General features: G+C 58.9%; 25 protein-coding genes. 13 read left to right on the forward strand and 12 right to left on the reverse strand.

Annotated elements, in window-relative coordinates:
• Window positions 1–147: 147 nt before the first annotated feature.
• Window positions 148–1377 (forward strand): phosphoglycerate dehydrogenase, encoded by a 1230-nt coding sequence (gene serA / locus QUE89_RS12620; protein WP_286220424.1) that lies wholly within the window; start codon window positions 148–150, stop codon window positions 1375–1377.
• Window positions 1378–1442: 65 nt separating this feature from the next.
• Here serA and QUE89_RS12625 read toward each other — a convergent pair whose 3' ends face one another.
• Entirely contained in the window at window positions 1443–2717 is a 1275-nt protein-coding gene (locus QUE89_RS12625) for a S8 family peptidase (RefSeq protein WP_286220425.1), read from the reverse strand.
• 241 nt (window positions 2718–2958) lie between these two features.
• On the opposite strand from QUE89_RS12625, the gene QUE89_RS12630 reads away from it, so the two are divergent.
• The gene (locus QUE89_RS12630; RefSeq protein ID WP_138439212.1) at window positions 2959–3240 is read left to right on the forward strand and encodes a hypothetical protein; all 282 of its coding nucleotides are present in this window, start codon (window positions 2959–2961) and stop codon (window positions 3238–3240) included.
• 106 nt (window positions 3241–3346) lie between these two features.
• Here the strand turns inward: QUE89_RS12630 and QUE89_RS12635 are convergent, their stop codons facing one another.
• Complete coding sequence (locus QUE89_RS12635; protein ID WP_286220426.1) at window positions 3347–4003, reverse strand: YiaD family glycine zipper/OmpA-like lipoprotein; 657 nt, start codon at window positions 4001–4003, stop codon at window positions 3347–3349.
• Window positions 4004–4022: 19 nt separating this feature from the next.
• The gene (locus QUE89_RS12640; RefSeq protein ID WP_286220427.1) at window positions 4023–5054 is read right to left on the reverse strand and encodes an alpha/beta hydrolase; all 1032 of its coding nucleotides are present in this window, start codon (window positions 5052–5054) and stop codon (window positions 4023–4025) included.
• Window positions 5055–5133: 79 nt separating this feature from the next.
• Between QUE89_RS12640 and QUE89_RS12645 the strand changes: the two genes are divergently transcribed.
• The gene (locus QUE89_RS12645) at window positions 5134–6027 is read left to right on the forward strand and encodes an alpha/beta hydrolase (protein WP_286220428.1); all 894 of its coding nucleotides are present in this window, start codon (window positions 5134–5136) and stop codon (window positions 6025–6027) included.
• Here QUE89_RS12645 and QUE89_RS12650 read toward each other — a convergent pair.
• The gene (locus QUE89_RS12650; protein ID WP_286220429.1) at window positions 6005–6283 is read right to left on the reverse strand and encodes a GIY-YIG nuclease family protein; all 279 of its coding nucleotides are present in this window, start codon (window positions 6281–6283) and stop codon (window positions 6005–6007) included. The genes QUE89_RS12645 and QUE89_RS12650 overlap by 23 nt on opposite strands.
• Complete coding sequence (locus tag QUE89_RS12655) at window positions 6273–7181, reverse strand: DMT family transporter (protein WP_286220430.1); 909 nt, start codon at window positions 7179–7181, stop codon at window positions 6273–6275. The genes QUE89_RS12650 and QUE89_RS12655 overlap by 11 nt, the downstream gene beginning before the upstream one ends.
• A 95-nt stretch (window positions 7182–7276) precedes the next feature.
• On the opposite strand from QUE89_RS12655, the gene dctP reads away from it, so the two are divergent.
• Window positions 7277–8374, forward strand: a complete 1098-nt coding sequence (dctP, locus tag QUE89_RS12660) for a TRAP transporter substrate-binding protein DctP (RefSeq protein ID WP_286220431.1) — start codon at window positions 7277–7279, stop codon at window positions 8372–8374.
• A 2-nt stretch (window positions 8375–8376) separates the two neighbouring features.
• On the opposite strand, the gene QUE89_RS12665 is transcribed toward dctP, so the two are convergent.
• Window positions 8377–9219, reverse strand: a complete 843-nt coding sequence (locus QUE89_RS12665) for a 23S rRNA (adenine(2030)-N(6))-methyltransferase RlmJ (RefSeq protein WP_286220432.1) — start codon at window positions 9217–9219, stop codon at window positions 8377–8379.
• Window positions 9220–9398: 179 nt separating this feature from the next.
• On the opposite strand from QUE89_RS12665, the gene QUE89_RS12670 reads away from it, so the two are divergent.
• Window positions 9399–10712, forward strand: a complete 1314-nt coding sequence (locus tag QUE89_RS12670) for an MFS transporter (RefSeq protein ID WP_286220433.1) — start codon at window positions 9399–9401, stop codon at window positions 10710–10712.
• A gap of 170 nt (window positions 10713–10882) precedes the next feature.
• Entirely contained in the window at window positions 10883–11176 is a 294-nt protein-coding gene (locus QUE89_RS12675) for a DUF6316 family protein (RefSeq protein ID WP_286220434.1), read from the forward strand.
• A 169-nt stretch (window positions 11177–11345) separates the two neighbouring features.
• Here QUE89_RS12675 and QUE89_RS12680 read toward each other — a convergent pair whose 3' ends face one another.
• From QUE89_RS12680 to QUE89_RS12700, 5 genes are all read right to left on the reverse strand, one after another.
• The gene (locus QUE89_RS12680) at window positions 11346–11708 is read right to left on the reverse strand and encodes a DUF4870 family protein (RefSeq protein ID WP_286220435.1); all 363 of its coding nucleotides are present in this window, start codon (window positions 11706–11708) and stop codon (window positions 11346–11348) included.
• 192 nt (window positions 11709–11900) lie between these two features.
• Window positions 11901–13919, reverse strand: coding sequence for a PhoX family protein (locus QUE89_RS12685; protein ID WP_286220436.1), 2019 nt, complete (start codon window positions 13917–13919; stop codon window positions 11901–11903).
• A gap of 199 nt (window positions 13920–14118) precedes the next feature.
• Entirely contained in the window at window positions 14119–14403 is a 285-nt protein-coding gene (locus tag QUE89_RS12690; RefSeq protein ID WP_286220437.1) for a hypothetical protein, read from the reverse strand.
• Between the two features lie 92 nt (window positions 14404–14495).
• Complete coding sequence (locus tag QUE89_RS12695) at window positions 14496–14750, reverse strand: hypothetical protein (protein WP_286220438.1); 255 nt, start codon at window positions 14748–14750, stop codon at window positions 14496–14498.
• Window positions 14751–14916: 166 nt separating this feature from the next.
• Window positions 14917–16719 (reverse strand): acyl-CoA dehydrogenase, encoded by a 1803-nt coding sequence (locus tag QUE89_RS12700; protein WP_286220439.1) that lies wholly within the window; start codon window positions 16717–16719, stop codon window positions 14917–14919.
• Window positions 16720–16952: 233 nt separating this feature from the next.
• Between QUE89_RS12700 and QUE89_RS12705 the strand changes: the two genes are divergently transcribed.
• Both QUE89_RS12705 and QUE89_RS12710 read left to right on the forward strand, forming a co-directional pair.
• A complete protein-coding gene (locus QUE89_RS12705; RefSeq protein WP_286220440.1) occupies window positions 16953–17933 on the forward strand; it encodes a GlxA family transcriptional regulator in 981 nt (326 codons plus the stop codon).
• Window positions 17934–18040: 107 nt separating this feature from the next.
• Window positions 18041–18208, forward strand: coding sequence for a hypothetical protein (locus QUE89_RS12710; RefSeq protein WP_247845550.1), 168 nt, complete (start codon window positions 18041–18043; stop codon window positions 18206–18208).
• A gap of 64 nt (window positions 18209–18272) precedes the next feature.
• Here the strand turns inward: QUE89_RS12710 and QUE89_RS12715 are convergent, their stop codons facing one another.
• The gene (locus tag QUE89_RS12715; RefSeq protein ID WP_286220441.1) at window positions 18273–20327 is read right to left on the reverse strand and encodes an NADPH-dependent 2,4-dienoyl-CoA reductase; all 2055 of its coding nucleotides are present in this window, start codon (window positions 20325–20327) and stop codon (window positions 18273–18275) included.
• Window positions 20328–20678: 351 nt separating this feature from the next.
• On the opposite strand from QUE89_RS12715, the gene QUE89_RS12720 reads away from it, so the two are divergent.
• Genes QUE89_RS12720 through QUE89_RS12740 form a run of 5 tightly spaced genes read left to right on the forward strand, consistent with a single transcriptional unit; the run spans window position 20679 to window position 26116 of the window.
• Window positions 20679–23480, forward strand: a complete 2802-nt coding sequence (locus tag QUE89_RS12720) for a monovalent cation/H+ antiporter subunit A (protein ID WP_286220442.1) — start codon at window positions 20679–20681, stop codon at window positions 23478–23480.
• The gene (locus tag QUE89_RS12725; protein WP_286220443.1) at window positions 23480–23848 is read left to right on the forward strand and encodes a Na+/H+ antiporter subunit C; all 369 of its coding nucleotides are present in this window, start codon (window positions 23480–23482) and stop codon (window positions 23846–23848) included. The genes QUE89_RS12720 and QUE89_RS12725 overlap by 1 nt, the downstream gene beginning before the upstream one ends.
• Entirely contained in the window at window positions 23845–25362 is a 1518-nt protein-coding gene (locus tag QUE89_RS12730) for a monovalent cation/H+ antiporter subunit D (RefSeq protein WP_286220444.1), read from the forward strand. Before QUE89_RS12725 ends, QUE89_RS12730 begins: the two co-directional genes overlap by 4 nt.
• Window positions 25362–25850, forward strand: coding sequence for a Na+/H+ antiporter subunit E (locus tag QUE89_RS12735; protein ID WP_286220445.1), 489 nt, complete (start codon window positions 25362–25364; stop codon window positions 25848–25850). The genes QUE89_RS12730 and QUE89_RS12735 overlap by 1 nt, the downstream gene beginning before the upstream one ends.
• Complete coding sequence (locus tag QUE89_RS12740; RefSeq protein WP_286220446.1) at window positions 25847–26116, forward strand: K+/H+ antiporter subunit F; 270 nt, start codon at window positions 25847–25849, stop codon at window positions 26114–26116. The genes QUE89_RS12735 and QUE89_RS12740 overlap by 4 nt, the downstream gene beginning before the upstream one ends.
• Window positions 26117–26151: the final 35 nt, after the last annotated feature.

The raw sequence follows: 26151 nt of genomic DNA on the forward strand, positions 1-26151 counted from the left end.
GCGGTTACCAAAGCCTTTTATTCAGGCAATCCGGCGCGCTGTGAAATTCTGCGTTTATGGTATCATACCGCCCCTGTTCTGTGAGCCAGCCCTGACGATCACTGGCCACAGGTCATTTCACGTGACGAAAGGTTCGGAAGCAAGCCCATGTCAAATACGTCTCTCGAAAAGAGCAAAATCCGGATCCTGCTGCTGGAAGGCGTGCATCAATCTGCGATTGATACCCTGAATGCCGCAGGCTACACCAACATCGAATATCTGACTCACTCGCTGGCCGAGGAAGACCTGATTGAGAAGATTGCCGATGCGCACTTCGTTGGGATTCGTTCGCGCACCCAACTGACTGAGAAAGTATTTGACGCTGCCAATAAGCTGGTAGCAGTGGGATGTTTCTGTATCGGTACCAACCAGGTGAACCTGCAGGCGGCTACCCGCCGCGGCATCGCCGTGTTTAACGCGCCGTTCTCCAACACCCGTAGTGTTGCCGAGCTGGTTCTTGCCCAAGCGATTCTGCTGCTGCGTGGCGTACCTGAGAAAAACGCCAAGGCGCACCGCGGTGAATGGCTGAAATCCGCCAAAGACAGCTATGAAATTCGCGGCAAGAAGCTGGGCATCATCGGCTACGGCAACATCGGTACCCAGTTCAGTGTCCTGGCCGAGGGCCTGGGCATGGACGTCTATTTCTACGACGTAGTTTCCAAACTGTCGATTGGTAACGCCACCCAAGTCGGCACCCTTCAGGAACTGCTGAATATTTCCGATGTGGTGAGTCTGCACGTTCCGGAAACTCCGGCTACCAAGTACATGTTCAAGGCCGAGCAGTTCGCGCAGATGAAGCCGGGCTCCATCCTGATGAACGCGTCCCGCGGCACCGTGGTCGACATCGACGCCTGCGCCGATGCCCTGAAGAGCGGCAAGCTCCTGGGTGCGGCCATCGACGTATTCCCGGTTGAGCCCAAGTCCAACACCGAAGAGTTTGTATCACCGCTGCGCGAGTTCGATAACGTGATCCTGACTCCGCACGTGGGCGGCTCCACCATTGAGGCACAGGAAAACATCGGCCGCGAAGTGGCTGAGAAGCTGGCCATGTACAGCGACAACGGCACCTCGGTATCTTCAGTAAACTTCCCGGAAGTAGCCCTGCCGTCACACCCGAACCAGCACCGTCTGCTGCACATTCACGAGAACGTGCCGGGCGTAATGTCCGAGATCAACCAGGTGTTCTCCGAGAATGGCATCAACGTGTGCGGCCAGTACCTGCAAACCAAGGAAGACATTGGTTACGTGGTCGTCGACGTGGACAAGGCCTACGGTGAGCTGGCGCTGGAGAAGCTACTCCAGGTGAAGGGCACTATCCGCTGCCGCGTACTGTTCTAACGCAAGCAGCAATGAACGGGTAGTAAAAACCGGGGCCGAGGCCCCGGTTTTTTTTGGCTTGCAGTTTATTGTTGAACGCGCAACAGCAGGTTCGGAGAACCGGCCTTGATGCCCGACAGCACGTTGGACGTGGTTTTCTGCACCAGCGCCTCGTGAACGGCAGCCGGAGTCAGCTGGCCATCCGCGGCCAGCAGCAAGGCGGCGTTACCGGCAACATGGGGCGACGCCATTGAGGTGCCACTGATGGTGTTCGTCTGGTTGTCACTCTGATACCAGGCCGCCGTAATGTTAGAGCCCGGGGCGAACAGGTCCAGGCAGCTGCCGTGGTTGGAAAACGAGGAGCGCTCGTCATTGGCAGTGGTGCTGCCCACCGTGACGGCCGCAGCGACCCGGTTCGGAGAACCGCTGCAGGCGTCCGCATCATCGTTACCGGCGGCGACCACGAAGGTCACGCCGCTTTCAATGGCGCCACGCACGGCGTTGTCCAGCGCATCCGAATTGCCACCACCCAGGGACATGTTGGCAACGGCTGGGGCTTCATGGTTTTCGGCAACCCAGTCCACACCAGCAATCACGTCAGAGTTACTGCCGGCGCCGGCACAGTTCAGTACCCGGACTGGGGCGACAGCAGCGTTCTTGGCAATACCGTACTCGGTGCCCACAGCGGTACTGGACACGTGGGTGCCGTGGCCATTGCAGTCAGACGTATCCTCCGGATCGCTGGCCTCAGCGCCCAACAAACCGAACAGGGGCAGCCCCAGGCCACCGGCACCGGCGAAGTTGCGGCCCTCGCTCACGCGCCCGGTAAATTCTGTGTGCGAGTCTCTCAGACCAGTATCAATCACGTACACGGTCACGCCGTCACCCGCATTAGCGGGATAGGCGTAGCGATCATTCAGTGGCAGGAAGGCCTGGTCTACGCGATCCAGTCCCCAGGTGGCACCCTGCTGGGTTTCGGACGCCAGAATCACGCGGTCCGGCTCAACCGCTTGAACGCCCGGCATTGAGGTCAGCAATGCCGCCTGGCTTTCAGACAACGCAACAGCGGCGCCGGTCATGGCGGTATCGTAAAGGTGCAGCAACTCCCCGCCACCGGTTGCAGTCAGTAATTGCTGTACGGCGGTTTCGAGGCTGGAGGTATTGAGTAGTGTCGGCAAAGCCGGGTCCAGGGTCAGGATGAAGCGCCCGGGAATCACGTCGCCAGCGGACGCAGCAGCGCCCGGTGCTTCAGTTTGGCCGAGGAGCGGTCCGGCCAGATCAGACAATGGCCCAGCATGGGCAAGTGGCGCGGCGGCAAGCGTGATTGCGAACGGAGCGGCAATCCATAAGGTTTTAGTCACGGGGCAAACTCCTTACTCGTTGATTCTTGTCATTAGGGTCACCAGTGCGCGTTTTGCACGCGACTGTGCATCCACGTTGGCACCCCAGGTTACGAAAATCACGGAAATCGCCTTAAATTAGTTCCATATTTCAATAATTTAATCGGCTGTTCATGAAGTCGCCCTTGAGAATTGGACACCTCCCACCATGTAATAGTCAGGCGCCGAGCGCGTCTGAACGTTCATCGAAAAGGAGTTATTTATGTCTTTGAAGGAATCACTGCAGCACAAACTGGAAACCCAGACCGATCACTGGAGCAAACAGGTTGAGAGTCTAAGGGCACAAGCTGAAGAAAAGATGGCCAAAGCCAAAGATGAACAATCCGAGGCGGAAGTACAGCGGGAATTCTCGGAGAAAATCCAAGCCCTTGAAGCTCAGATCGATACCGCCAAGAGCAAACTGAATGAAGTAAAAGAGTCCAGTGCTGACCAGCTGGACAGCCTGAAGCAGCGTATCGACGACTGGCTGCCCGGCAAGAACTGATGCCCCGAGCCCTCAGGTTTAAGCGAAAGGCATTAAAAAAGGCTTCGGTTTAATACCGAAGCCTTTTTTTGGTTAACCGAACATCTACTGTCCGATCACTGACTATTTACTGCATCGGCACCAGCGTCAGCTCAACCCGGCGGTTCTGCTCACGCCCGGCGGCACTGTCATTGGAAGCCAGCGGGTAGCGCTCACCATAACCCACGGCGCGGGTACGCTTGGGTGCAATGTTCTGATTCAACAGGAAATCGCGAACGGAACCTGCGCGCTGCTCACTCAGCAGCTGGTTATAGCTCTGGGAACCGGAACTGTCGGTATGACCTTCAATCTGGATGATGGTCTTGTCGAATTCCTTCAGGACCAGGCCAACCGATTCCAGCGTGCCGCTGAACGACGGCTTGATGGACGACTGGTTGAGATCAAAGGTGATGTTGCCAGGCATGATCAGTTCAATCTGGTCACCATTACGGACAACGCGGACACCCGAACCTTCCAGCTTCCGGCGCAGCTGTGCTTCCTGCTTGTCCATGTAGTAACCGATACCACCGCCAATGGCCGCGCCACTGGCTGCACCGATCAGCGCGCCCTTACCACGGTCGCTTTTGCTAGAGGTCGCCGCGCCAACAGCCGCACCGCCCAGAGCACCAATAATACTACCCTTGGTGGCACTGGAGGTCTTTTCTTCACCGGTGTACGGGTCGTAAGTCATGCAACCGCCAAGTCCTACGGTTGCCACCGCGAAAGCAAGAATCGTTTTTTTCACAACTATCTCCTGTGCTCTTTCATTTGCGGCCAGCTGCGTTTTTGCCAGCAGTCTGCACCGACGGGTTCGAAAATGTGTCAATGATGGTATTGAATACGGTCGCTTGCAGATCCTGGGCTTCATTCACCAGGTGATGGCGTCCGTCCGGGATTCTCAGCTCCTCTACCGACGAGAATTTATTGCGGATAATCCGCAGATTGTGCTCCCAATCCACTGTCAGATCCTTCTCTCCCTGCACCACGGTCACCGGAAAATCCACCGGTCGTGCAGATTCGATATGGGGCACCCAGCTGCGCAAAGCGCCCACCCAGTCTACATGCACCGCCCGCGCCTGCAGTGGGTCGTGCTCACGCAGGAACCGCAGGAACCGCGAGTTTCCGCTGTTCGCGGAAAAGGCCCTCCGCCAGCGCGTGAGGAAAGGCTTCATCAGGCTGTGCAGCACCTTCGCTCCCAGCCAGCCCACGGGACGCACCAGCGGTGCCAGCAATACCACCTTCCGGAAGGCAGACGTTCCCTGACTATGACCATTAGACAGCAAGTAATCGATAAGGATCGCCCCACCGGTACTCTGCCCAACCGCAAACCAGGGTTGGCGGATTCTCGGCTGCACATGAGCCATTACATCCGACAGCACACCCTGGTATTCGATGAAGCTGCCAATGGCGGCTGGCGTCCCACTGGACAACCCATGGCCCGGCTGATCATACGCCAGCACGTCAAATCCGGCACCCAGGCACCGATCGATGAGCTGGCTGTACAGCCCGACATGGTCAAAGTAACCATGCAGAATGAACACCGTGCCCCGCGGGCTAAACGACTCAGGCAACTGGTAATAGTGCACCATGACCTGATGGCGTCCCGCCTCTACGTACCCCTGGTGGTAGACCACTTCGGGGTGTTCGACCCACAGGTCCAGACCGTAAAAGCGGCAGTAGGCGACCATCTGGTCGCTCAACTTCCTTGGAGTCGCAGGATCAAAAGCTTCCAGCCGATCTAGCAGCGAATGCCTGTCCCAATCCGGAATTTCTATGGTATCTGTTTTCCAGTACACGTAGAGTTAAACGCCTGTCATGATTGATTAATAAGCTGTTTGATCTGCAATCCTAACGCATAGCGGGGGTAGAACACAGATGCTGCAACACCTTCTTGAGACGGGCCTGCGCCAGACCATGCGCCGATTGGTACGCCCGGTGCTTCACCCGGCGGTGCCAGTGCAGCTTCAACGCACCCTCACCCGTCAGGCCTATCGCAGCTCCGTGCCACCGCGAGGTTGCCGCTTTGAACAAGACTCCATCGGCGGCCTGCCCGTCACCCGGACCCTGTTTGGTGACACCAGCCAGGGCGTCTTACTGTATCTGCACGGCGGTGGATTTATTATCGGTTCTGCTGCCACCCACCGTGGCCTTACCGGCCACCTGGCCAAGGCCAGCGGCTGCAGCGTAATCACGCCCGACTACCGGCTAGCGCCGGAACACCCCTTCCCGGCCGCTCTCGACGACGCCGAGGCGGTGTACTCGGCCCTGCTGGAACAGGGCGTCCCCCCGGAGCAGGTTGCCGTAGCCGGGGATTCCGCAGGCGGCGGGCTAACCGTTGCACTGGCCATGCGGCTCAGAGACCGGCAGCTGCCATTGCCGTCATCACTGACCGTGTTCTCGCCCTGGGTCGACCTGACCCAGCAACACCTGTATGCCCCGGAAATCGAACCCGTACTGCAGCCCCGCTGGACCGGAAAAGCGGCCAAACTGTACAGCGGGAGTGAGGCCCTGACCAACCCGCTGATCTCACCGGTTTACGGTGACCTGTCAGGCCTGCCACCGCTTCTGATCCAGGCCGGTAGCGAGGAAATGCTGCTCAACGATGCCGAGCGACTTGCCGCAGCAGCACAACGGGACGACGTGCCGACAACCCTGGAAATCTTCAACAGCCTCTGGCACGTGTTCCAGATCCACAGTGGCCAACTCGACCGGGCGACCGACGCGGTGGCCGGTGCCGGGGCGCACATCAAACGTCATCTGGCAGTTTGAGCCGGCCATTAACCAACGCCTCCTTGCGCGCCCGCGTCCACTGCTTGATGTGCCATTCCAGGCGGGATGCCCGGCTGCGATCACCAACCGGTGCGTGGAATACCAGGATGAGTGGTCCCTTACCCCGCAGACTGCGCGCGCCTTTCGGTGCGCCGGCCTGGTGTTCGGAAAACCGGCGCTCCACATCGGTAGTGATGCCGGTATACAGTGCACCCCGGGCCGTCCGGACCATGTAGACAAACCACTCAGGAGCCATGGGCCAGTGCCTGCTCCCGAACCCGCACTTTTTTCTGCTGCAGCCAAAGACCCGCGACGATAAGCACCAGCCCAATGTAAGTAGAAGGCAGGATCTGTTCACCCAAAATAAAGTAGATAAAGACCAGGGACAGGAACGGCGAAATGAAAATCAGGTTGCTGACCCGGGACGTGTTTTCCGCCTTCTTCATGGCGTAGGACCAGAGCACGAACGCGATCCCCATTTCGAAGACCCCGACATACACGGCCGCGGCAAAAGCACCGGGACCCGGTAGGTTAAAGCCCACGGTCAACCCGCAAATAAGGACAATCACCGGCAACCCGAACAAGAAATTGAGGAACAGGCCCACCACCGGATCCCGGGTGTCCCGGGTTGCGATTATCCAATAGGAGGCCCAGATCACTGTGCTGCCAATGGCCAGTGAGACGCCCAACGGGTCCGAAAAACTGAGTGATGCCACTGCACCCCGAGTCGCGATCACCACCACCCCGGCGTAACACACCAGTCCGGCAAGGATGTCGGTCTTTCTTAGCCGCTGCCCCAGGAAGGGCACGGACAGGTACGCCAGCACCAGGGCCCAAGTGTAGTTCAGCGGCTGCGCCTCCTGGGCTGGCAGGCGATCGAACGCTCCGAACAACACGAAATAATACAGGCAGGGATTGATCAGCCCCATGCCAAACGACTGGGCGTATTGCCGTCGGCTGAGTGAGAAGACCAGATGCCAACGGCCCTGAATCATCAGGATAATTCCGATCACCAGCACCGACGAAGTACAGGCAATCAACAGCATCTCAACCGGCGCCAACTCCCGCAGCGCCAGCTTAAAGGCCGTAGCAACGGTGGACCAAAGCAGGACAGTCGCGAGCCCATATAGCATCGCCTGCTTCTGGTTTGTCATACTCTCACTCCGACGGCAGTGGACAGGAAGGCTCCAGTCCAAATGTGTTACTTTAGCGGCAATTAAACATTCACCCCGGCTCTGGAGAACGGGATATGCGCATCACCGGCCACTGGCTTCCCTTCCTGGCAATCGTGCTGCTCTCCATGGCCGGCTGTTCTGAGAGTGAGCCCACGTCATCGGGTAATATGACACCGGAAACCGCGCCTCCAGAATACCCGGTCACCTGGCGCTTCGCCCTGGAAGAAATTGAGGGCAGTGTACAACACGCCTACGCCCGTGCACTAAAAGAGAGTATTGAAGAACGCTCGGATGGCAGAATCCTGCTGGATATCTTTCCTTACGGCTCCCTGGGTACCTCGGCACAGCTGACTGAGCTGGCCAAGAACGGCTCGGTACAACTGGCGTTCGCCTCCCCCGGGCACCTGGCTAACCAGATTCCTGAAGTGGGTGTCTTCACCCTGCACTACCTGCTGTCCGACGATGGCAACGTGAATCGCCAGCTACTGGCCAGCCCTGAGCTTCTGGCCATGTTCGAAACACCCTACGCCAGCCGCAACCTGAAACTGCTGGCGTTCGTGCCGGAAGGCTGGATGGCCTGGACCGCCAACAAACCCCTGCGGTCACCGGCGGACTTCCAGGACCTGCGCATCCGAACCATGACCTCTGATATGGCTGCAGCCAGCTACCGCGCCTATGGCGCGCAACCCGAGCAAACCCCATTCTCCCAGGTCTACACCGATCTTCAGCTGCGCAAAATTGACGCTCAGGCCAACCCTGTTTTCGCGATTGAGGAAATGGAGTTCTACGAGGTGCAGAGTACCCTGACCATTGCCCGCCCGACCCAGTTCATTGCGTCACTGGTCACCAATCGGGATTGGTACCAGGCATTGCCGGAAAAGCAGCAGCAGTGGCTCGACCGAGCCCTGAAAGAGGTCGCCGAAATTGCCTGGCGCACCCAGGAACACCTGAACCAGGCACGCCTGAAAACCATGCTGGAAGGTCGTCAGCTCAAGGTGGTTGAGCTTTCCGAAGAAGAACGGGCGGTCTTTGCGCAAGCCAGCCAGCCTGTCCGCCAAGCCTACATCAACGCAACCGGCGAGCGGGGCACCGAGATCCTGAAACGCGTCCGGCAGTTGATCGAGACTCTGGAGAACCAGGCATCCGAGTCAGTGAGCAAGAACGGGGGCTAACACTACTCGGGCACCAGCCAGTCCATTTGGTGACTGACACCGAGGCCTTCCCGGCCCTCATTTACGTCGCCGATCATCGCCATCAGGCGCTCATCGAAGCCCCAGGGCGGGTTAACCACCAACATACCGGAGCCGGTCATGCCGCGCTCCGGCGGCTGTTCGAGATGAACCTCACTTCGCAACACTTTCCGGACTGAACCCTGTCGCACTGCATCGAGCAATTCCTGCTGGAGCCCACTGGTCAGAATGGGGTACCAGATAAGATAGACGCCGTGACGGCATTTCTGCCAAGCCTTTTGCAATGCTGTCGCGACATCCGCGTAATCGGATTTAATCTCATAAGACGGATCGATCAGAACCAGCAACCGTGGCTGCCGGGGAGGAAGTTGATTGAGCATGCCTGACAGGCCATCGGACTTCACCACCCGAATTTTCGGAGACGATGCCCAGTCAGACAGTCGCTCACTTTCCGTTGGGTGCAGTTCAAAGGTAACCAGTGAATCATCGTCCCGCAAAAAATGACGAAACCAGGCCGGCGATCCGGGGTAATGCCTGAGCTGGCCTGTCGTTCCGTTCAGGCCGGCCAGAACATTGAGCACTGGTTGCCAGTCCGATGAATTGAGGCGTTCACGCGCTGCCCAGAGCTTTTGTATACCGCTATCCGCTTCACCGGTTTTTCGGGCCCGCTCGCTACCAAGATCATAGACTGCACTGCCAGCGTGGGTATCCATGAAGGCAATCCCGGACTTCTTGGATTGCATCATGGTGACGGCGAGCGCCAAAGCCGAGTGCTTCTGAACGTCGGCAAAATTGCCAGCGTGAAAGGCATGAAGATAACTGAGCATAGATCGGTTCCCTGTTTCAGGCGCCCATTAGGCACCAAGCAAAAACGTCAGGCAAGCGAGTAGCCCTGGGATGAACCTGGCTACTTTTGGTCTGTGCACGCCACCACAACGTACATCGAGGTTCAGGGGTATTTTAAGTACTGGTATCCTTGCCGCTCACTTGCCCCGAGGACATCGGTTTGCCCAAGCAGAACTCTGACACTCTTGACCAACTTTACAGCCTGATTGCCAATGAGGAAGAGGCACGGGTTTGTAAAGACATCCCCGCCGAAGCCTGTCGGGAAGTACCCCGTAACTTCTTTCTGATTCTTGCGAGCAATGTGCTGACCAAGCTCGGTGATCTGCTGACCAGCCCCAAAACCGTGCTTGCCTGGTTAATGAGTGCCGTCGGCGCGCCGGCGTTGGTGGCTTGGCTGGTCCCCATTCGGGAATCCGGCTCCATGGTTCCGCAGATGGTGATCGGGGCCTGGGTCCGGCAAAAGGCGGTTCGCAAGTGGTTCTGGACACTCGGCAGTTTTGGCCAGGCCCTCAGTGTCTTAGGCATGGCTGCCAGCGTCTGGTTCCTCGAGGGCTACGCCGCTGGGGGTGGCATCGTAGCCTGCCTGATTGTCTTCTCCCTTGCCCGCGGTTTCTGTTCGGTATCCATGAAAGATGTTCAGGGCAAGTGCATCCCCAAAACCCGTCGGGGCCGTCTTTCAGGGTTGGCAACCACCCTCGGGGGTACGGCAACGGTGATCATGACGGTGCTACTGTTCTGGGATCGGGGCGACCCCAGCCTGACCTTCTACAGCACACTGCTCATGCTCGCTGCCAGCCTGTGGGTCATCGCCGGATTCCTGTTTGCCGGTGTGGACGAATACGCAGGTGAAACCGGTGGCGGTGGCAACGCCCTCAAGGATGCAGTGCGAAGCCTCTCTCTGCTGCGCGATGACGCGCCCTTCCGCCACTTTGTAATCACCCGGGCCCTGTTGCTGTGTTCAGCCCTGGCGGCCCCCTATTTTGTCGTGCTCGCCCAGAAGGAATCCGATATTGGCTGGATGCTGGGTGTTTTCCTGCTGGCGAGCAGCCTGGCCAGCTCAGTGAGTGCGAGCTTCTGGGGCTGGATGGCCGACACCTCAAGCCGGCGGGTGATGATCCGGGGCGCGGCCATGGCCAGTGGCGTGTGCCTGGCGGTCGGCATCAGCACGCTCGTCCTTGGAACCGACTTCGCCGGTGTCTGGTTCTATCCCATCGCTTTCTTCTGCCTGAGCATTGCCCACGCCGGTGTCCGGCTGGGCCGGAAAACCTACCTGGTGGACATGGCTGGTGGTAACAAGCGCACCGACTACACTTCGGTCAGCAATTCCGTCATAGGCGTTCTTTTGCTGGTGACTGGAGGCCTCACCGCCGTCGTATCGCTTGTGTCAGAGGTGGCGGTGATTCTGGTGCTCGGTCTGATGGGGTTTGCAGGCATGGTCAGCGCCATAAAATTAGAGGAGGTAACGGACGATTGACCTTTATTTTTGTGACAGATGTCACATTTATCAATGTTTTTGGAACCAAAGTGCGTCATCTTACGTGATGTAACACATCCGCTGCCACGGAGCTGGGTAACGGGCTAAAACATAAAGGACCGGTTGTTCCACTGCGTAGCCACACACATCAGCTACAGAGAGGCAGAGAAATGCGAACAGGTACATCAATTCCCAGCGAACATCGTGGTCGTTTACTGCATACCGTATATGGCTGGTACGCCCTTACCCGTGAACAGGCAGACCTCGGCCCCTTCGACACAGCCGAAAAAGCTTCCCGTGCGCTCACCCGGCACATTCATATCTACAGAGGCCTGAACAACCGTAACCCGGAGGATCAGGCACGCATGCACCTTCACGACACCGAGCACTGCGAGAGAAACAACTGCGCTCTGTGTGTCGAGGCCAAAGTGGCCCAGCACTCTATGATGCTGGTTGCGGTATGACCCCCGAACGCGGCCCGGAGCCCGAGCCCAGCCTGGTGCCCCCGCACCGCAAAGCTAGAGTCGCATTCGCGTTTCTGACTTTCTCGCTGGGTCTGTGTTTGCTGAGTTACGTCAGTACCCTCTAATCGACCAGCTCAGCTAACCGTACCCTTAGCCACAGCACTGTCCGCTAAAGGGTCTTGCCTTCGTTCAAAGCCAGGGCGCCTTTGACGATGCGATAAATAATCCAGATTGAGATACCCAGCAGAATAAACCAGCCAATGACCAGCGGCATGGTCACGATTCCAACAACGGTCCACAACAGCCCGATCCAGAAGGTCCGGATCTGCCACCGGAAGTGAGATTCGATCCAGGTATTGCGGACATCATCCAGCTTGACGTAATTGATGATCACGCCCACCAACCCGGTGATGCCTCCAACAAAAAACGATAACGCCTGAAGTATGTAAACCACTACGGCCAGATTACGGACCGGGTCGGAACGGCGCGCTACGGGATCGGGATTTGCAGGAACGTGCTCTGGTTCGGCCAAGACATTGCCTCCTTAAATGAACTCTGCTGGCAGTCTAACACGTGCCCAGAGTACCCGAGCAGGCGCGCTCTGGCCGTTACGTTTCATTCATTCCCACCCGCCCAAAGTAAAAAAACCGCAAGGCGGACTGGCCCCTTGGAAGCACCAGCTCGCTTTGCGGCGGTTTGAAAAGTTACCCGCTTGGATTTGAACTTACGCCCCGATCACGCCTCCATCGGTGCGAGTCACGATCACCGTGGCATCTCGGGGATGGTCGCCCTCGGTGCCAAAGGGCCAGTTGGCATCCGGATGCTGGATATTCACAAACATGGTTTTCACATCGGGCGTGGTCACCACACCGGTGACTTCACAACCCACCGGCCCCACGAAGAAGCGCTTGATCTCACGGGTAACCGGATTGGCCGCCAGCATCATGTTGTTCTGGTACGGCTCGGCGTCGGAACCATCGGTCTGGATCCACAGGCGGCCGTTGTAGTCGAACCACAGTCCATCCGGGCTGTTGAAGATGTTGTCGTCATCCAGGGTGACAACTGCCTCACCGTCGACAACCGTTTCGGTGCCCTGCTCGCCGCCAAAGACAAAGATATCCCAGTCGAAGCTGGTCGCTGCATGGTCGCTGCTCTCTTCGGTCCACCGAATAATATGGCCGGTGCGGTTTTCCGCCTGGGGGTTGGCGGCATCGGTCTGCTCTTCAGTCCGGTTGGAGTTGTTGGTCAGGGTGAAGTAGACCTCGCCGGTGTTAGGATCCACAGCGCCCCATTCCGGGCGATCCATCGGCGTGGCACCGGCAATGTCGGCGGCTAGGCGGGTGTTCAGTAGCACATCGGCCTGATCATCAAAGCCGGTGAAATTGATGTCGCCCACCATGGTTCCGTCGGCAGCAGCCACCTTGGCGGCGAAGTCGCCATCGTCGAGTGATAAGGACAGCCATTCGCCGGTACCATCATCATTGAACCTGGCAACGTAAAGCGTGCCTTCGTCCAGCAGATAGCCGCCAGCCGTTGCTGCCGAGTAGTTATTAGCCGATACAAATTTGTAGATATATTCGAAGCGGGAATCGTCACCGGAATAACACACCACCGGCTTGCCTTCGGTCACCGGCGCGAAGATCACTCCCTCGTGGCCGAATCGGCCCAGGGCGGTACGCTTCTGCGGCTTGGCTTCCGGTGTGAACGGATCAATTTCCACCATGTAACCGTAGGTGTTGGCTTCATTGCGGTAGTCAGTGTCTGGATCTCCAAGACCCGGCGTCACGTCAAAACGTATGTAGTCGTCGGCACCACCGTCAGCCAGCTCCCAATCGTAACGGCTGGAATCGCCAACACCATGACGAGTCTGTTCACGCGGCTGGCCAGGATTGCTATTGGCAAAGTAGCCGTGCCAGTTTTCCTCGGCGGCCAGGTAGGTGCCCCACGGCGTCGGCCCCATGGCGCAGTTATTCAGAGTGCCCCGGGTCTCGGTGCCGTTCGGGCTGAACTTGGTGACCAGTTTCGAGTTGCCGCGAACCGGGCCACGAATGTCCATCTCGGTGCCACCGGTAATACGGCGATTAAATGGGCTGCCAAACACCACGTCCCAGGTGCCTTCGCTGTCCTGCTTGATGTGTACCACGGACACACCATGGGCAGCGATTTCCTTGCGCACTTCGTCCTCCGGGCGCACGCCACCATTGTCGGCCGCCGCGGTCGCGCCAGTTGGATGCAGGGCATCCTGATTAATGTACTCGTGATTCATCACCAGCAAGCCTTCGGTGGAGCTGTTACCGCCGGCCTTCTGATCGATCGGGAAGAAATGTAGGCCATCGTGGTGCATGCCCACCTGTTGTTCCTGTTCGGCGCCCGTGTTGGAGGCATCGGCTCGGAATTCCGGGTAAGACCCGGTAATCGGTGTACCCCAGGGCAGGAATGCCTGGGCAGAATAGCCCTCGGGAACAACAACCTGATTGGCATTGGACACAGGGATGGCCTTGAAGCCCAGGTCCGTCTGTACACCAGCCGCTGAACCCGTGTCGTTATCGTCGTCATCACTGTCACAACCGACCAGCGTCATCCCCATGATACTGGCGAGCGCCGCGCCGACGGTGCCTTTCATGACGGCACGACGCTGCAGCCGGGCAGCCAGCACTTCATGAAACGGGTAGTTGCCGGTCTGGTTGACGACGGGTTCGTAATTCGGATCCAGGTAGTTTGGATCAAAATCGTGCTTGGCCATGATTCCCTCTCTTATCAGAACAGACGTTCGTTATTGAGGGATCAGTTTCGACAGAAATTGTGACAACGGAGAAACAGGAACAAGTCGAAACCGTTACTGTTTTTTGACAAGGGTCTTTGCACGCTGGTTCTTGCACAGCTCTTTTCTCAAGGCACAAAAAAACCGGCACAGGAGACCTGTGCCGGTTTCTACCACCCAATTACTGGGTAGCTTCATCGTAGCCTTCTTCCATGGCTTCACCTGCTTCTTCAGCAGCTTCTCCCACTTCTTCGGCCGTATCTTCAGCGGCGTCCTCGGTCTGCTCCCAGGCACTTTGACCAGTCGCATCCTCGTAGGTGTTCTCGGCCGCATCGCCGGCGTCGTCCATCATCTCTTCGGCGTTATCGGCAGCCTGATCCATATCGACGCCTTCGTCCTCGGAGCTGCAGGCGGCAAGACCCAGTGTCATGGCAAATGCCAGCGCGCTCAGTGTGAACTTGTTCATAACCATGTCCCTCTGTTGGTCCGTGATAAAACAACATCAGGTTACGGTTACACACCGTCACATACAATTACTCGGGGATTACCGTTTGGTTACTAACGACTTACGGCAAGGGTTCGACCATCCAGGGTGATGATGTGGTCAAGACTAACCATAATGCCCCGCCCCAGCAGAATGTATTCATGGCCAGCCCGGCTGAACAGGTCCCTGATGACATCGTGAACCATGCGGATCTGGCCAGCGCTGTCGCGATAGACCACCTCCGCCAGCCGTCCAGAGGTAAGGTACTCCACCAGCATGCCCTGCACGCTCCAGTGCACGGCGGCCGAAGACGCATTGGGTGTTGTCATGGCTAATCAATCCTTGTGGTTGAGTGATTCTTTTTATTGGTACTCAACATGCCGAGACACATCCGCAGCGGCGGACCCGTAAAGTCTGGCTCACAGTGATGAATTTCGCCACCTACCAGCCGTCAGGTTGACGGCCGGTCTTATCAGCGCCGCATACGCTATTGCCTCAGAACCACTCCGTCTTCATCGCCAGGCAAGTGTCGTCCTGGTTCTTGAGCAACACCAGGTCCTGGGCCACAGTGGGCAACTCCCAATGGAAGAAGTACTGGGCCGCCTGCATCTTGCCCTGATAGAAATTCTGCTCATCGTCAGTGCTGAGATTAGCCAGCGCCTTTTCCGCGGCATTGGCCTGGCGCAGCCACATCCAGGACACGATGATGTGGCCAAACAGGTGCAGGTAGCACGAGGCGTTGGCCAACACCCGGTCCGGATTCTCGCTCATCAGTGACTTACCCAGGCTCTGGGTGACTTTCACCGCCTGCTGCAAGGTTTCGCTCAGGGACAGCGCCCACTGCTGGCAACGATCTGATGTGGCGGCCTCCAGGTCCAGCTGCATTTGCTGCATCAGCAGCTGCAGGCCGTGACTCTGGTCCTGCCAGATTTTGCGACCGAGCAGGTCCAGAGCCTGAATGCCGTTGGTGCCTTCATGGATCGGGTTCAGGCGGTTGTCACGCCAGCATTGCTCCACCGGATACTCCCGGGTATAACCGGCACCACCATAGACCTGGATCGCCAGATCATTGGCTTTTGGCCCGTACTCGGACGGCCAGGCTTTGATCACTGGGGTCAGCAGATCCAACAGTTTGCCTGCTTCCTGTCGCTTCTGCTCATCCGGGTGAGTGTGCTGGTCGTCCATCAGCCGCGCGCCATACAGGCACAGCGCCAGGCCACCTTCGCTGTAGGCCTTCTGGGCCAGCAACATGCGGCGCACATCGGCGTGCTCGATGATCGGCACCTGCGGCGCTTCCGGGTTCTTTTCCGACGGCTTGCGGCCCTGCAGTCGATCCTTGGCATACTCCAGGCTGTGCATGTAGCCACGGTAGCCGATCACGGCCGCACCGAAGCCAACGCCCACACGGGCCTCGTTCATCATCTGGAACATGTACTTCAGGCCCTGGTGCGGCTCGCCCACCAGATAGCCGTGGCACGGAGCGTCATCTCCAAAGCTCAATGCGGTGGAGGTGGTGCCGCGGTATCCCAGCTTGTGGATCAACCCGGCCAGGTTCACCCCGTTGCGCTCGGTGGCGTTACCGTCCTCGTCCACGACGAACTTGGGCACGATGAACAGCGAGATGCCTTTTACCCCGGCCGGTGCACCCTTAATCTTGGCCAACACCATGTGCACGATGTTCTCCGTCAGCGACTGTTCGCCACCGGAGATGTAGATCTTCGCGCCTTTGATCAGATAGTCGCCGTCGTCGGTCGGTGTCGCCGAGGTACGGATGTCCGCCAGCGACGAACCGGCGTGGGGCTCAGTCAGTGCCATGGTGCCGCTAAAGCGACCGGACAGCATGTGCGGCAGGAAAGTTTGCTGCTGTTGTTCGTTACCGAACACCCGAATGAGGTTGGCCGCAGCGGTGGTCAGGAACGGATAACCGGCCGTGCCTGGGTTGGCTGCGGTGAAGAAGCCGTTGCAGGCCGCCATGACTGATTCCGGCAGCTGCATGCCGCCCAGATCGTAGTCGTAGCGCCCGGCAATAAAGCCGGCCTCGGCGTAGGCGTCGAAGGCCTCTTTGACCGCCGGGAGCATTTCCACGGCACCATCCACGAATTTTGGCTCGTCTTTGTCGGCGGCGCTGTTATGGGTGGCGAACTTGTCCCGGGCGATGCGGTCGGCGGTTTCAACCACGGCATCGAAGGTGTCACGGCTGTGCTCACTGAAACGCTCGCGTTCGGTCAGGGTCTCTGTATCGAGGACTTCGTAGAGCTGGAACGCCAGGTCGCGGCGATCGATCAGGGTGTCGGTCATTGTGCTTCTCCTTTTGATGGCACACAGAGTGTCACAGCGACAAGGGTTAGAAAACCGGCATTTATGACATAATATTGGCCAATATCGCCATCGGAATCTGGAAGACGGTTCGCAGTGGGTAGAAGTATCCGGGACTCGCTGTGAATACGTCCCTGTACGCTTGTGTGCAGCATCCATGCTGCACACAGTCCCGGATACTTCTACCCACCGCGGCCCTGGCTCGGGAGTTTGCTATGCATACGGTTTCAATCATCGGTTTTGACGGCGCTCTTGCCAGCGCCATAACGGGGATTATTGACCTGTTCCGTCTGGCCGGTGTGACCTGGGCCAGAATCCACGGCGAACCGCCCGAACCGCTGTTCCGAACTCGTCTTCTCACCGAGAAGGGCGATCCCTGCCGCTGCATTAACGGCATCACCCTGCTGGCCGATGGCAGCTGGAATGATGGTGAGCTATCGCCGGCGGACATCATTATCGTGCCGACCATCGGTGCACCCATCACCGATGTGCTCGCACACAACCGGCAGCTGGTGGACTGGCTGTCGCAACAGGGCAGCGCTCCGAAGCTGTTGGCGAGTAATTGCACCGGGGCGTTTCTATTGGCGGAGGCGGGCCTGCTGAATGGCCGCGAGGCAACCACCCACTGGGGCTTCAGCAATCAGTTCCGTCAGCGTTATCCGGAGGTAATCTGCCGGCCAGAAAAGCTGGTAACGGTTGATGGCGACATTGCCTGTGCCGGCGGTGGTATGGCCTGGTGGGATCTTGGGGTGTACCTGGTGGAGCGTTACGCCGGACCGGATGCGTCCCGGCAGCTGGCCAAGGCGTTTGTGATTGACGCCGGGCGTACCAGCCAGGCGCCGTACAGCGCCCTCCAGGCAAAACGCTACCACGCCGACGCCACGGTCCTGCAGCTGCAGGACTGGCTGGACAGTCACTTCACCCAAACCATTGCGTTATCGGAACTCGCCGTTCAGGCCGGGCTTAGCGAACGCTCTCTGTTGCGGCGCTTCAAGGCAGCTACTGGCGACACCCCGAATACCTATTTGCAACTGCTGCGGGTGGAGCACGCTCGCCACCACCTGGAGACATCGCGGCGACCGATTGACGAAATAATTAACACCGTCGGTTATGAGGATGTCAGCTCGTTCAGCCGTCTGTTCCGGAAGCACACTGGCTTGGCGCCCGGCGCCTACCGTTCACGATTCGGCCGCTAGGCTTTGTAACACATGGCCCACGTTATGCATCTTTATAAGTGGAAGGCCGATTTTTGGCGCCACTCGTAAAAGTTTTTGACACAGGTGTTTAAGTGGGGGAGGTAGCCATGGACACACCGATGAAACAAAGCCAGGCCGATATTCTCAGCCGACTCTATGACATGAAGCAGAAGCAGCTGGCACAAGCGCTGCAGCAGGGCAACAGCAGCCTGCGTTGCCTGGTGCTGGAGGCAGAGGCCGAAGCAATATCCAACGCGCTGAAATCCGTCCGGTAATCTGACTGACGCAGTGCGTCACAATCAGCCAATTCGGGGCCAAACAAGCCCCGAATGGAGAGCTTCAGAGTTTCGCCGCAACCTCGGTTCCCTGGCGAATCGCCCGCTTCGCATCCAGCTCTTCAGCCACATCCGCACCGCCAATCAGATGCGCCCTGGCGCCACTGTCAACGATCTGGTCATACAACTCCCGGAACGGCTCCTGTCCGGCACACAACACCACATGATCCACATCCAGCACGCGGGTTTCCGCCGCCTTGCCGTCTTTGTCGGTGATGGTGATGTGCAGGCCATCGTCGTCTATCCGGTCGTAGCGACAGCCCCGCAGCATTTCCACATCCCGGTGCTTGAGGCTGTTGCGGTGGACCCAGCCTGAGGTTTTGCCCAGGCCGGCGCCAACCTTGCCGGTTTTGCGCTGCATCAGGTAGATCTTGCGCGGTGACGCCGTTGGCTGTCGCTCCGCCAGCCCACCGGGCCCTTCATAGTCCGGGTTCACACCCCATTCCGCCTGCCAGGCCTGCACGCTGACTTGCTCACCCTCGGGATGCTGACCGAAATCGTGAGTCAGAAATTCGCTAACATCGAAGCCAATACCGCCGGCACCGATCACCGCGACACTCTTGCCCACTGGCTTGTTGTGACGCAGCACGTCGAGATAGCCCAGAACCTTGGGATGATCGATCCCCTCAATGGTCGGCGTTCGCGGTTTCACGCCCGTGGCGATGATCACGTCATCAAAGCCCGCCCTGGCCAGTTGGTCGCTGTCGACCCGGGTGTTCAGCTGCAGATCCACACCCAGCAGCTCGATCTGGCGCTTGAAGTAGCGCAGGGTCTCGTAGAACTCTTCCTTGCCCGGTATGCGTTTGGCGTAATTGAACTGGCCGCCAATCTGATCATCCGCTTCAAAAAGGGTTACCTTGTGGCCACGCTTGGCGGCCGTGGTGGCCGCCGCCAGACCGGCGGGACCGGCTCCGACCACCGCCACGCGCCGGGCCACCGGGGCGACGGTGAGTACCAGTTCGGTTTCATGACAGGCTCGCGGGTTAACCAGACAACTGGCCCGCTTGGCCTGAAAGGCGTGATCCAGGCAGGCCTGGTTGCAGGCGATGCAGGTGTTAATTTCGTCGGCGCGATTCTGCTCGGCCTTGCGGACAAATTCGCTGTCGGCGAGCAACGGCCGGGCCATGGACACCATATCGGCCTTGCCAGCAGCGAGGATCTCCTCACCTTTCTCCGGGGTATTGATCCGGTTGGTGGTACACAGCGGGATATCCACCTCGCCGTAAAACTTCGCGGTTACATCGGCGAATCCACCCCTTGGCACCGACGTCACGATGGTTGGCACCCGGGCTTCGTGCCAGCCGATACCGGTATTGATAATGGTGGCACCGGCTTTCTCGATGGCTTTGCCCAGAGTGACGATCTGATCCCAGGTCTGGCCACCTTCTACCAGGTCGAGCATCGACAACCGATAGATAATGATGAATTCAGGCCCGACAGCCTCGCGAATACGGCGGACGATTTCCACCGGCAGACGCATGCGGTTCTCGTAGGGGCCGCCCCACTTGTCGGTACGCTTGTTGGTACGCTCACACAGGAACTGGTTGATAAAATAGCCTTCCGAGCCCATCACCTCGACGCCATCGTAACCGGCAAAGCGGGCCAGTTTGGCGGCGCTGACAAAATCGTTGATCTGCCGCTCTACACCTTTGGTGGACAGTGCCCGCGCTTTGAACGGGCTGATCGGCGCCTTGGTGGCCGAGGCGGATACGATCAATGGCTGGTAGCCGTAGCGCCCGGCGTGCAGCAACTGCAGGCAGATTTTTCCGTCAGCCTCGTGCACGGCACCGGTGACGTGGCGATGCAGCAGCGCGGTCGCACGGTTGTTCATGGTCGAAGCCAACGGCGCCAGCTGACCGGCCACGTTGGGTGAATAACCACCGGTCACCATGAGCCCTACCCCACCGTCAGCGCGTTCCGCGAAATAGCGGGCGAACTTGTGAATATTCCAGAACCGGTCTTCCAGGCCTGTGTGCATGGACCCCATCAGCACACGGTTTTTCAGTTCGGTAAATCCAAGATCCAGTGGTTTCAGTAAGTTTGGGTAGGCGGCGTTCATGGTCTGACCTCGGCAAATTTTGCACTGAGTATACACTCGAACGAGTACATGTTGACTTGACCTGCGAGACCGTCCACGTATCATCAGCGTTCAAGTTTGACTGACGGAGCAACCATGACCGCAAGGTCCTTCGGCTGCATGTATACCCAGCGCCCACCCGTTACCGCCGACATCGCGCGGCACCGGGGCCGTTTACCCTACTTCCCTGACCCGCCCGCAACTGCTTGATTGACGCCGCCGAGCCCTGGCACTGCCCCCGAGTAATCGTTGTGCAGGGAGGCCGGTCGAAGACTAGACTCACGCGGATACCCTTCTCCATTCACGGAAAAGAAAAACTCTAACGAGGTTGCGATGTCGCTACCGCTGGTTGTATTACTGCCGTTCTTGGGCGCCATAGCCGCGCCCCTGTTTGCCCAGGGTGGGCGTACGGCAATTGCTGTCGCATCGTCGGTACCGGCGCTGATCGCTTTGGCCGCCCTGTTTCCACATTGGGAAACTCTGGCTGACGGCGGCATGGTGCTGCATACCTATGAATGGTTGCCGGCCATTGGTCTCTCCCTGAGCTTCCGTCTGGACGGGCTGTCGCTGCTGTTTGCCCTGTTGATTCTGGTGATCGGGCTGCTGATCATTCTCTACGCCCGCTATTACCTGAAGGCAAAGGAGAACGCCGGCAAGTTCTACGCGCTCTTGCTGTGCTTCAAGGGCTCGATGCTGGGCATCGTGCTCTCCAGCAACCTGTTGCTGATGATGATTTTCTGGGAACTGACCAGTCTGACCTCGTTCCTGCTGATCAGCTTCTGGACTCACAAGCAGGACGCCCGTCGCGGCGCCCGAATGGCACTGGCGGTTACCGGTGGCGGTGGCCTGGCACTGCTAGCGGGCATCCTGATCCTGGGTAACATCGTTGGCAGCTTCGAGCTCGACGACGTTCTGGCCGCCGGCGACCAGATCAAGGCCCATGCCATGTACCCGGTCGCCCTGACTCTGGTGCTCCTGGGCGCCTTTACCAAATCTGCCCAATTCCCGTTCCATTTCTGGCTTCCCCACGCCATGCAGGCCCCAACACCGGTGTCGGCGTACCTGCACTCCGCAACCATGGTGAAAGCCGGCATTTTCCTGATGGCACGTCTGTACCCGGCGCTGGCCGGTACCGAGCAGTGGTTCTACATGGTGAGCTTCACCGGCATGGCCACCTTGCTACTGGGCGCTTACGTGGCCATGTTCAAGCACGACCTGAAGGGCCTGTTGGCCTATTCCACCGTCAGCCATCTGGGGCTGATCACACTGCTGTTCGGCATGGGCACCAAACTGGCGGCCGTGGCAGCGGTCTTCCATGTCATTAACCACGCCATCTTCAAGGCCTCCTTGTTTATGGCGGCAGGCATCATTGACCATGAAACCGGCACCCGGGACATGCGCAGGATCAACGGCCTGTGGCGCTATATGCCCCATACGGCCACACTGGCCATGGTAGCCGCCTCTTCCATGGCCGGGGTGCCGCTGCTGAACGGTTTCCTGAGTAAGGAAATGTTTTTTGCCGAATCCCTGCAGCTGAACCTGCCGGGCTATTGGGCCTGGTTGCCGCCGCTGGTGGCTACCCTGGCCGGGATCTTTGCGGTCGCCTACTCCGCCCGCTTCATTCACGACGTGTTCTTCAATGGCAAACCGGTGGACCTACCGGTGTATCCGCCCCATGAGCCGCCCCGGTATATGAAGATTCCGGTGGAGATCCTGGTGTTTGCCTGCATCATGGTGGGCATCTTTCCGGCGCTGTCCGTGGGTCCGCTGCTATACGCCGCGGCCTCGGCCACTCTGGGCGGCAACGTGCCGGAGTATCACCTGACCATCGCCCACGGCTTCAACCTGCCGCTGTTGATGAGTTTCCTGGCCTTCTTCGGCGGCCTTCTGATGTACAGCCAGCGCCAGCGCTTCTTTGATTTCCACGCCCGTTTCAAGGAAGTGGACGAAAAAGCGGTGTTTGAGGCTGCTGTTTTGCGGGTAGAAAAATTCGCCAACCGCCTCACCGCCCGCATTGAGAACGGATCGCTCCAGCGCTATGGCGTGCTGCTGGTGCTGAGTGTCATTGCGGTTGCGGCCGCACCGCTGGCCGACTTGGGCGTGTTCATTGGCGAGAATGGCCTGAGCCCGGTGGACGCTGCTACCGCCATTGGCGCCGCCGTGTTGATTCTGTGTGCAATCCTGACCGCAGTCTTCCATCGTGACCGCTTTACTGCCCTGGTGCTGCTGAGCGTGGTCGGCCTGATGGTCGCACTGGCGTTTGCCCGCTTCTCTGCGCCGGATCTGGCCATGACCCAGCTTTCGGTAGAAGTAGTCACCATCGTGCTACTGATGCTGGCGTTGTATTACATGCCGTCCTGGACACCACTGGAAACCGCCACACCACGGCGCATTCGCGACGTTGTGATCGCGCTGATTGCCGGCACCGGGATGACCCTGGTCACCCTGGCCATGCTGACCCAGCCGTTCAGCTCCATCTCCGAGTTCTTCCTGGACAACAGCAAACCCGGCGGCGGTGGCACCAACGTAGTGAACGTCATTCTGGTGGACTTCCGGGGCTTCGATACCCTGGGTGAGATCACCGTGCTGGCCATTGCCGCACTTGGTATCTACGCGATGCTCAAGAACACCGCCCTGACCCCACCACCGGGCGACGGCCAGGGCCATGGCTGGACCCGCGACGCTCACCCGCTGATGCTGAAACTGATTGCCCGGCCGATGCTGCCATTGGCACTGATGATTTCGGCCTATATCTTCCTGCGTGGTCACAACCTGCCGGGCGGTGGCTTCATCGCCGGACTGATCACGTCAGTTGCACTGATCCTCCAGTACGTTGCCAGTGGCATGACCTGGACCCAGGATCGGGTGCCGTTCAAATACCACACTGTGATCGGTATTGGCCTGCTGTTTGCCGTCATTGCCGGCGCCGGCAGTCTCGCCTTCAGCTACCCGTTCCTGACCTCCACCTTTGGCTACATCACCTGGCCGGTGGTCGGCAAGTTCGAGGTGGCGTCCGCTCTGGTCTTCGATCTGGGTGTGTACCTGACTGTTATTGGCGCCACACTGCTGGCCCTGGTCAGTATTGGACGGCTATCACCGCATTCGGCCATCAAGAGTCCTAAGGGGGGCGTGTAATGGAGCTTGTCTTCGCACTGGTCATCGGCGCTTTGACCGCTTCTGGCGTTTACCTGCTGTTGCGGGCGCGCACCTTCCCGGTGGTCGTCGGGCTGACCCTGATTTCCTACGGCGTTAACCTGTTCCTGTTCTCCAGTGGCCGGTTGGCGACCGGAGCCCAGCCCATCCTGGGCACGACCAGCAGCTACACCGATCCCCTGCCACAGGCCCTGGTGCTGACCGCAATCGTGATCGGTTTCGCGATGACCGCATTTTTGGTGGTGTTGGCGTTGCGCAGCCTGGCCGACCACGAGGACGATCATGTCGACGGTCATCAGGACGTCCATGCCACCAGTTCTTACCAGAAGCCGGAGGAGACCGGCAAATGAACCACTGGCTGACTGCACCAATCCTGATCCCCCTGCTGGGCGGCATCCTCCAGGTCTTCATGGGCTATGCCCCGATCAGCCTGCGCCGAACCCTGGCCATCGCTACCACCGTGCTCTTGCTGGTTTCCACCATCGTCCTGGTCGTGCTGGCCAGTGACGACAGCTACCGCCTGTACGCCTTTGGCAACTGGCAACCGCCGTTTGGCATTGTCCTGGTGCTGGATCGCCTGGCGGCACTGATGCTGGTGCTGACCGCTATCCTGGCCATCTTCTGTCACATCTTTGCCATTGGCGGCGCGGACGAGGGCAATCGCCAGTTCCATGGCCTTTTCCTGTTCCAGCTGATGGGCCTGAACATCGCCTTCCTCACCGGCGATCTGTTCAATCTGTTCGTGGCGTTCGAGGTTCTGCTGATTGCCTCCTACGGATTGCTGATGCACGGCGGCGGGCGCGCCCGCAGTATACCCGGAGTGCATTACGTGGTTCTGAACCTGGCCGGCTCCGCGGTCTTCCTGATCAGTGTCGGCATGATCTACAGCGTCACCGGCACCCTGAACATGGCCGACCTGGCACTGAAGATTCCGGAACTGACGGGCGAAAAAATGAGCATCGTCAAAGCCGGCGGCATGATGCTGCTGGTGGTCTTCGCACTGAAAGCCGCGTTGATTCCGCTGTGTTTCTGGCTGCCCAAGGCCTACGCCAACGCCACCGCCCCGGTTGCTGCGCTGTTTGCGGTCATGACCAAGGTGGGCATCTACGCCATCTTGCGGGTATACCTGCTGGTGTTCGGCGACGACGCCGGCGCCCTGGCCAACCTGGGCATGGACTGGCTGTTCCCGCTGGCGCTGATCACCCTGACCATGGGGGTCATTGGTGCCTTGGGCGCAGACAACCTGAAGACTCTGGTGGCCTGGCAGGTCATCATTTCCGTTGGCACCCTGCTGGCCCCCATTGCCCTGGGCTCGGCTGCCGGCATTTCCGCTGCACTATTCTACCTGCTCAGCAGTACCTGGACCGTTGGTGGTCTTTTCCTGGTGGCAGAAATGATCGCCAATCAGCGCGGCAGCGCCAGGGACAAAATCGTCACCGCGCCGCGTATGCGCAACCGCACTTTCCTGAGTGTATTATTCCTGATCGGCGCAGTGGCTGCCGCTGGCCTGCCACCGCTGAGCGGTTTCTTTGCCAAGCTACTGATTCTCCAGTCTGTGCTGTCGGGCTCGGAAATGGCTTGGCTGTGGTCGGTGGTGCTGATTGGCAGTTTCTTTACCGTGATCGCCTACAGCCGCGCCGGTAGCATCGTCTTCTGGCGCACCGTGGACGGTCATATTGAAGAACCCAGACCCTTGGGAGGCAATGTATCCGTCGCCGCCGGTGCACTGGCAGGCCTCAGTCTGGTGTTGGTGGCCCTGGCAGGCCCCATCAGCGAGTTTACCGACGCCACGGCCGCCCAGCTGCTGAATCCCGGGGATTATCTCGAGATCCTGAAGACACCCATGGTCAAGGGGGACAACTAATGTTCGATCGCCTGAGTTTCCCCCAGCCCTGGCTCAGCCTGACTCTGTTCGTGATCTGGCAATTTCTCAGCGACGGGGTTTCCGGTGCCAGTGTGGTACTGGGCCTGATCCTGGCCTGGGGCATTCCCCAGATGACCCAGGCGTTCTGGCCGGAGCGCCCCACCTTTTTCAAGTCCTGGCGAATGCCGGCCTACCTGACACGACTCCTCTTCGACATCGTTGTCGCCAGTTTTCAGGTCGCCAAGCTGATTCTCAGCCGGCGTAAGCCAAGACCCATGTTTGTTTCCTACCCGCTGGAGCTGGAGCAACCGCTGGCCATCACCATTCTGGCGAGCACCATTTCGCTGACGCCCGGCACCGTCAGCGTCGACGTCAGTGACGACAACAAGATCCTGCTGGTGCACGCCCTGGACGCGGAGAATTGCGACGAAGTGATCGACACTATCCGCACCCGCTACGAAAAACCGCTGCTGGAGATGTTCGAATGATCACCATCGCACTCTACCTGACCATCGGGATGGTAACGCTGGCAGCCGTACTCAACGTGTACCGGCTGATCAAGGGCCCGGACGCCCCGGACCGGGTACTGGCGCTGGATACGCTGTACATCAATGCCATTGCCCTGATCATTCTGCTGGGCATCACGCTCGGCACGCGCATGTACCTGGAGTCGGCGCTGCTGATCGCAGTGATGGGCTTTGTTGGCACCGTGGCCATGGCGAAGTACCTGAAGCGAGGCAGCGTCATTGAATAACATCAGCCCGAACAACCTTGCGAATCGAGGATGCC

The organism is Marinobacter sp. LA51 (assembly GCF_030297175.1).
GTDB lineage: Bacteria > Pseudomonadota > Gammaproteobacteria > Pseudomonadales > Oleiphilaceae > Marinobacter > Marinobacter apostichopi.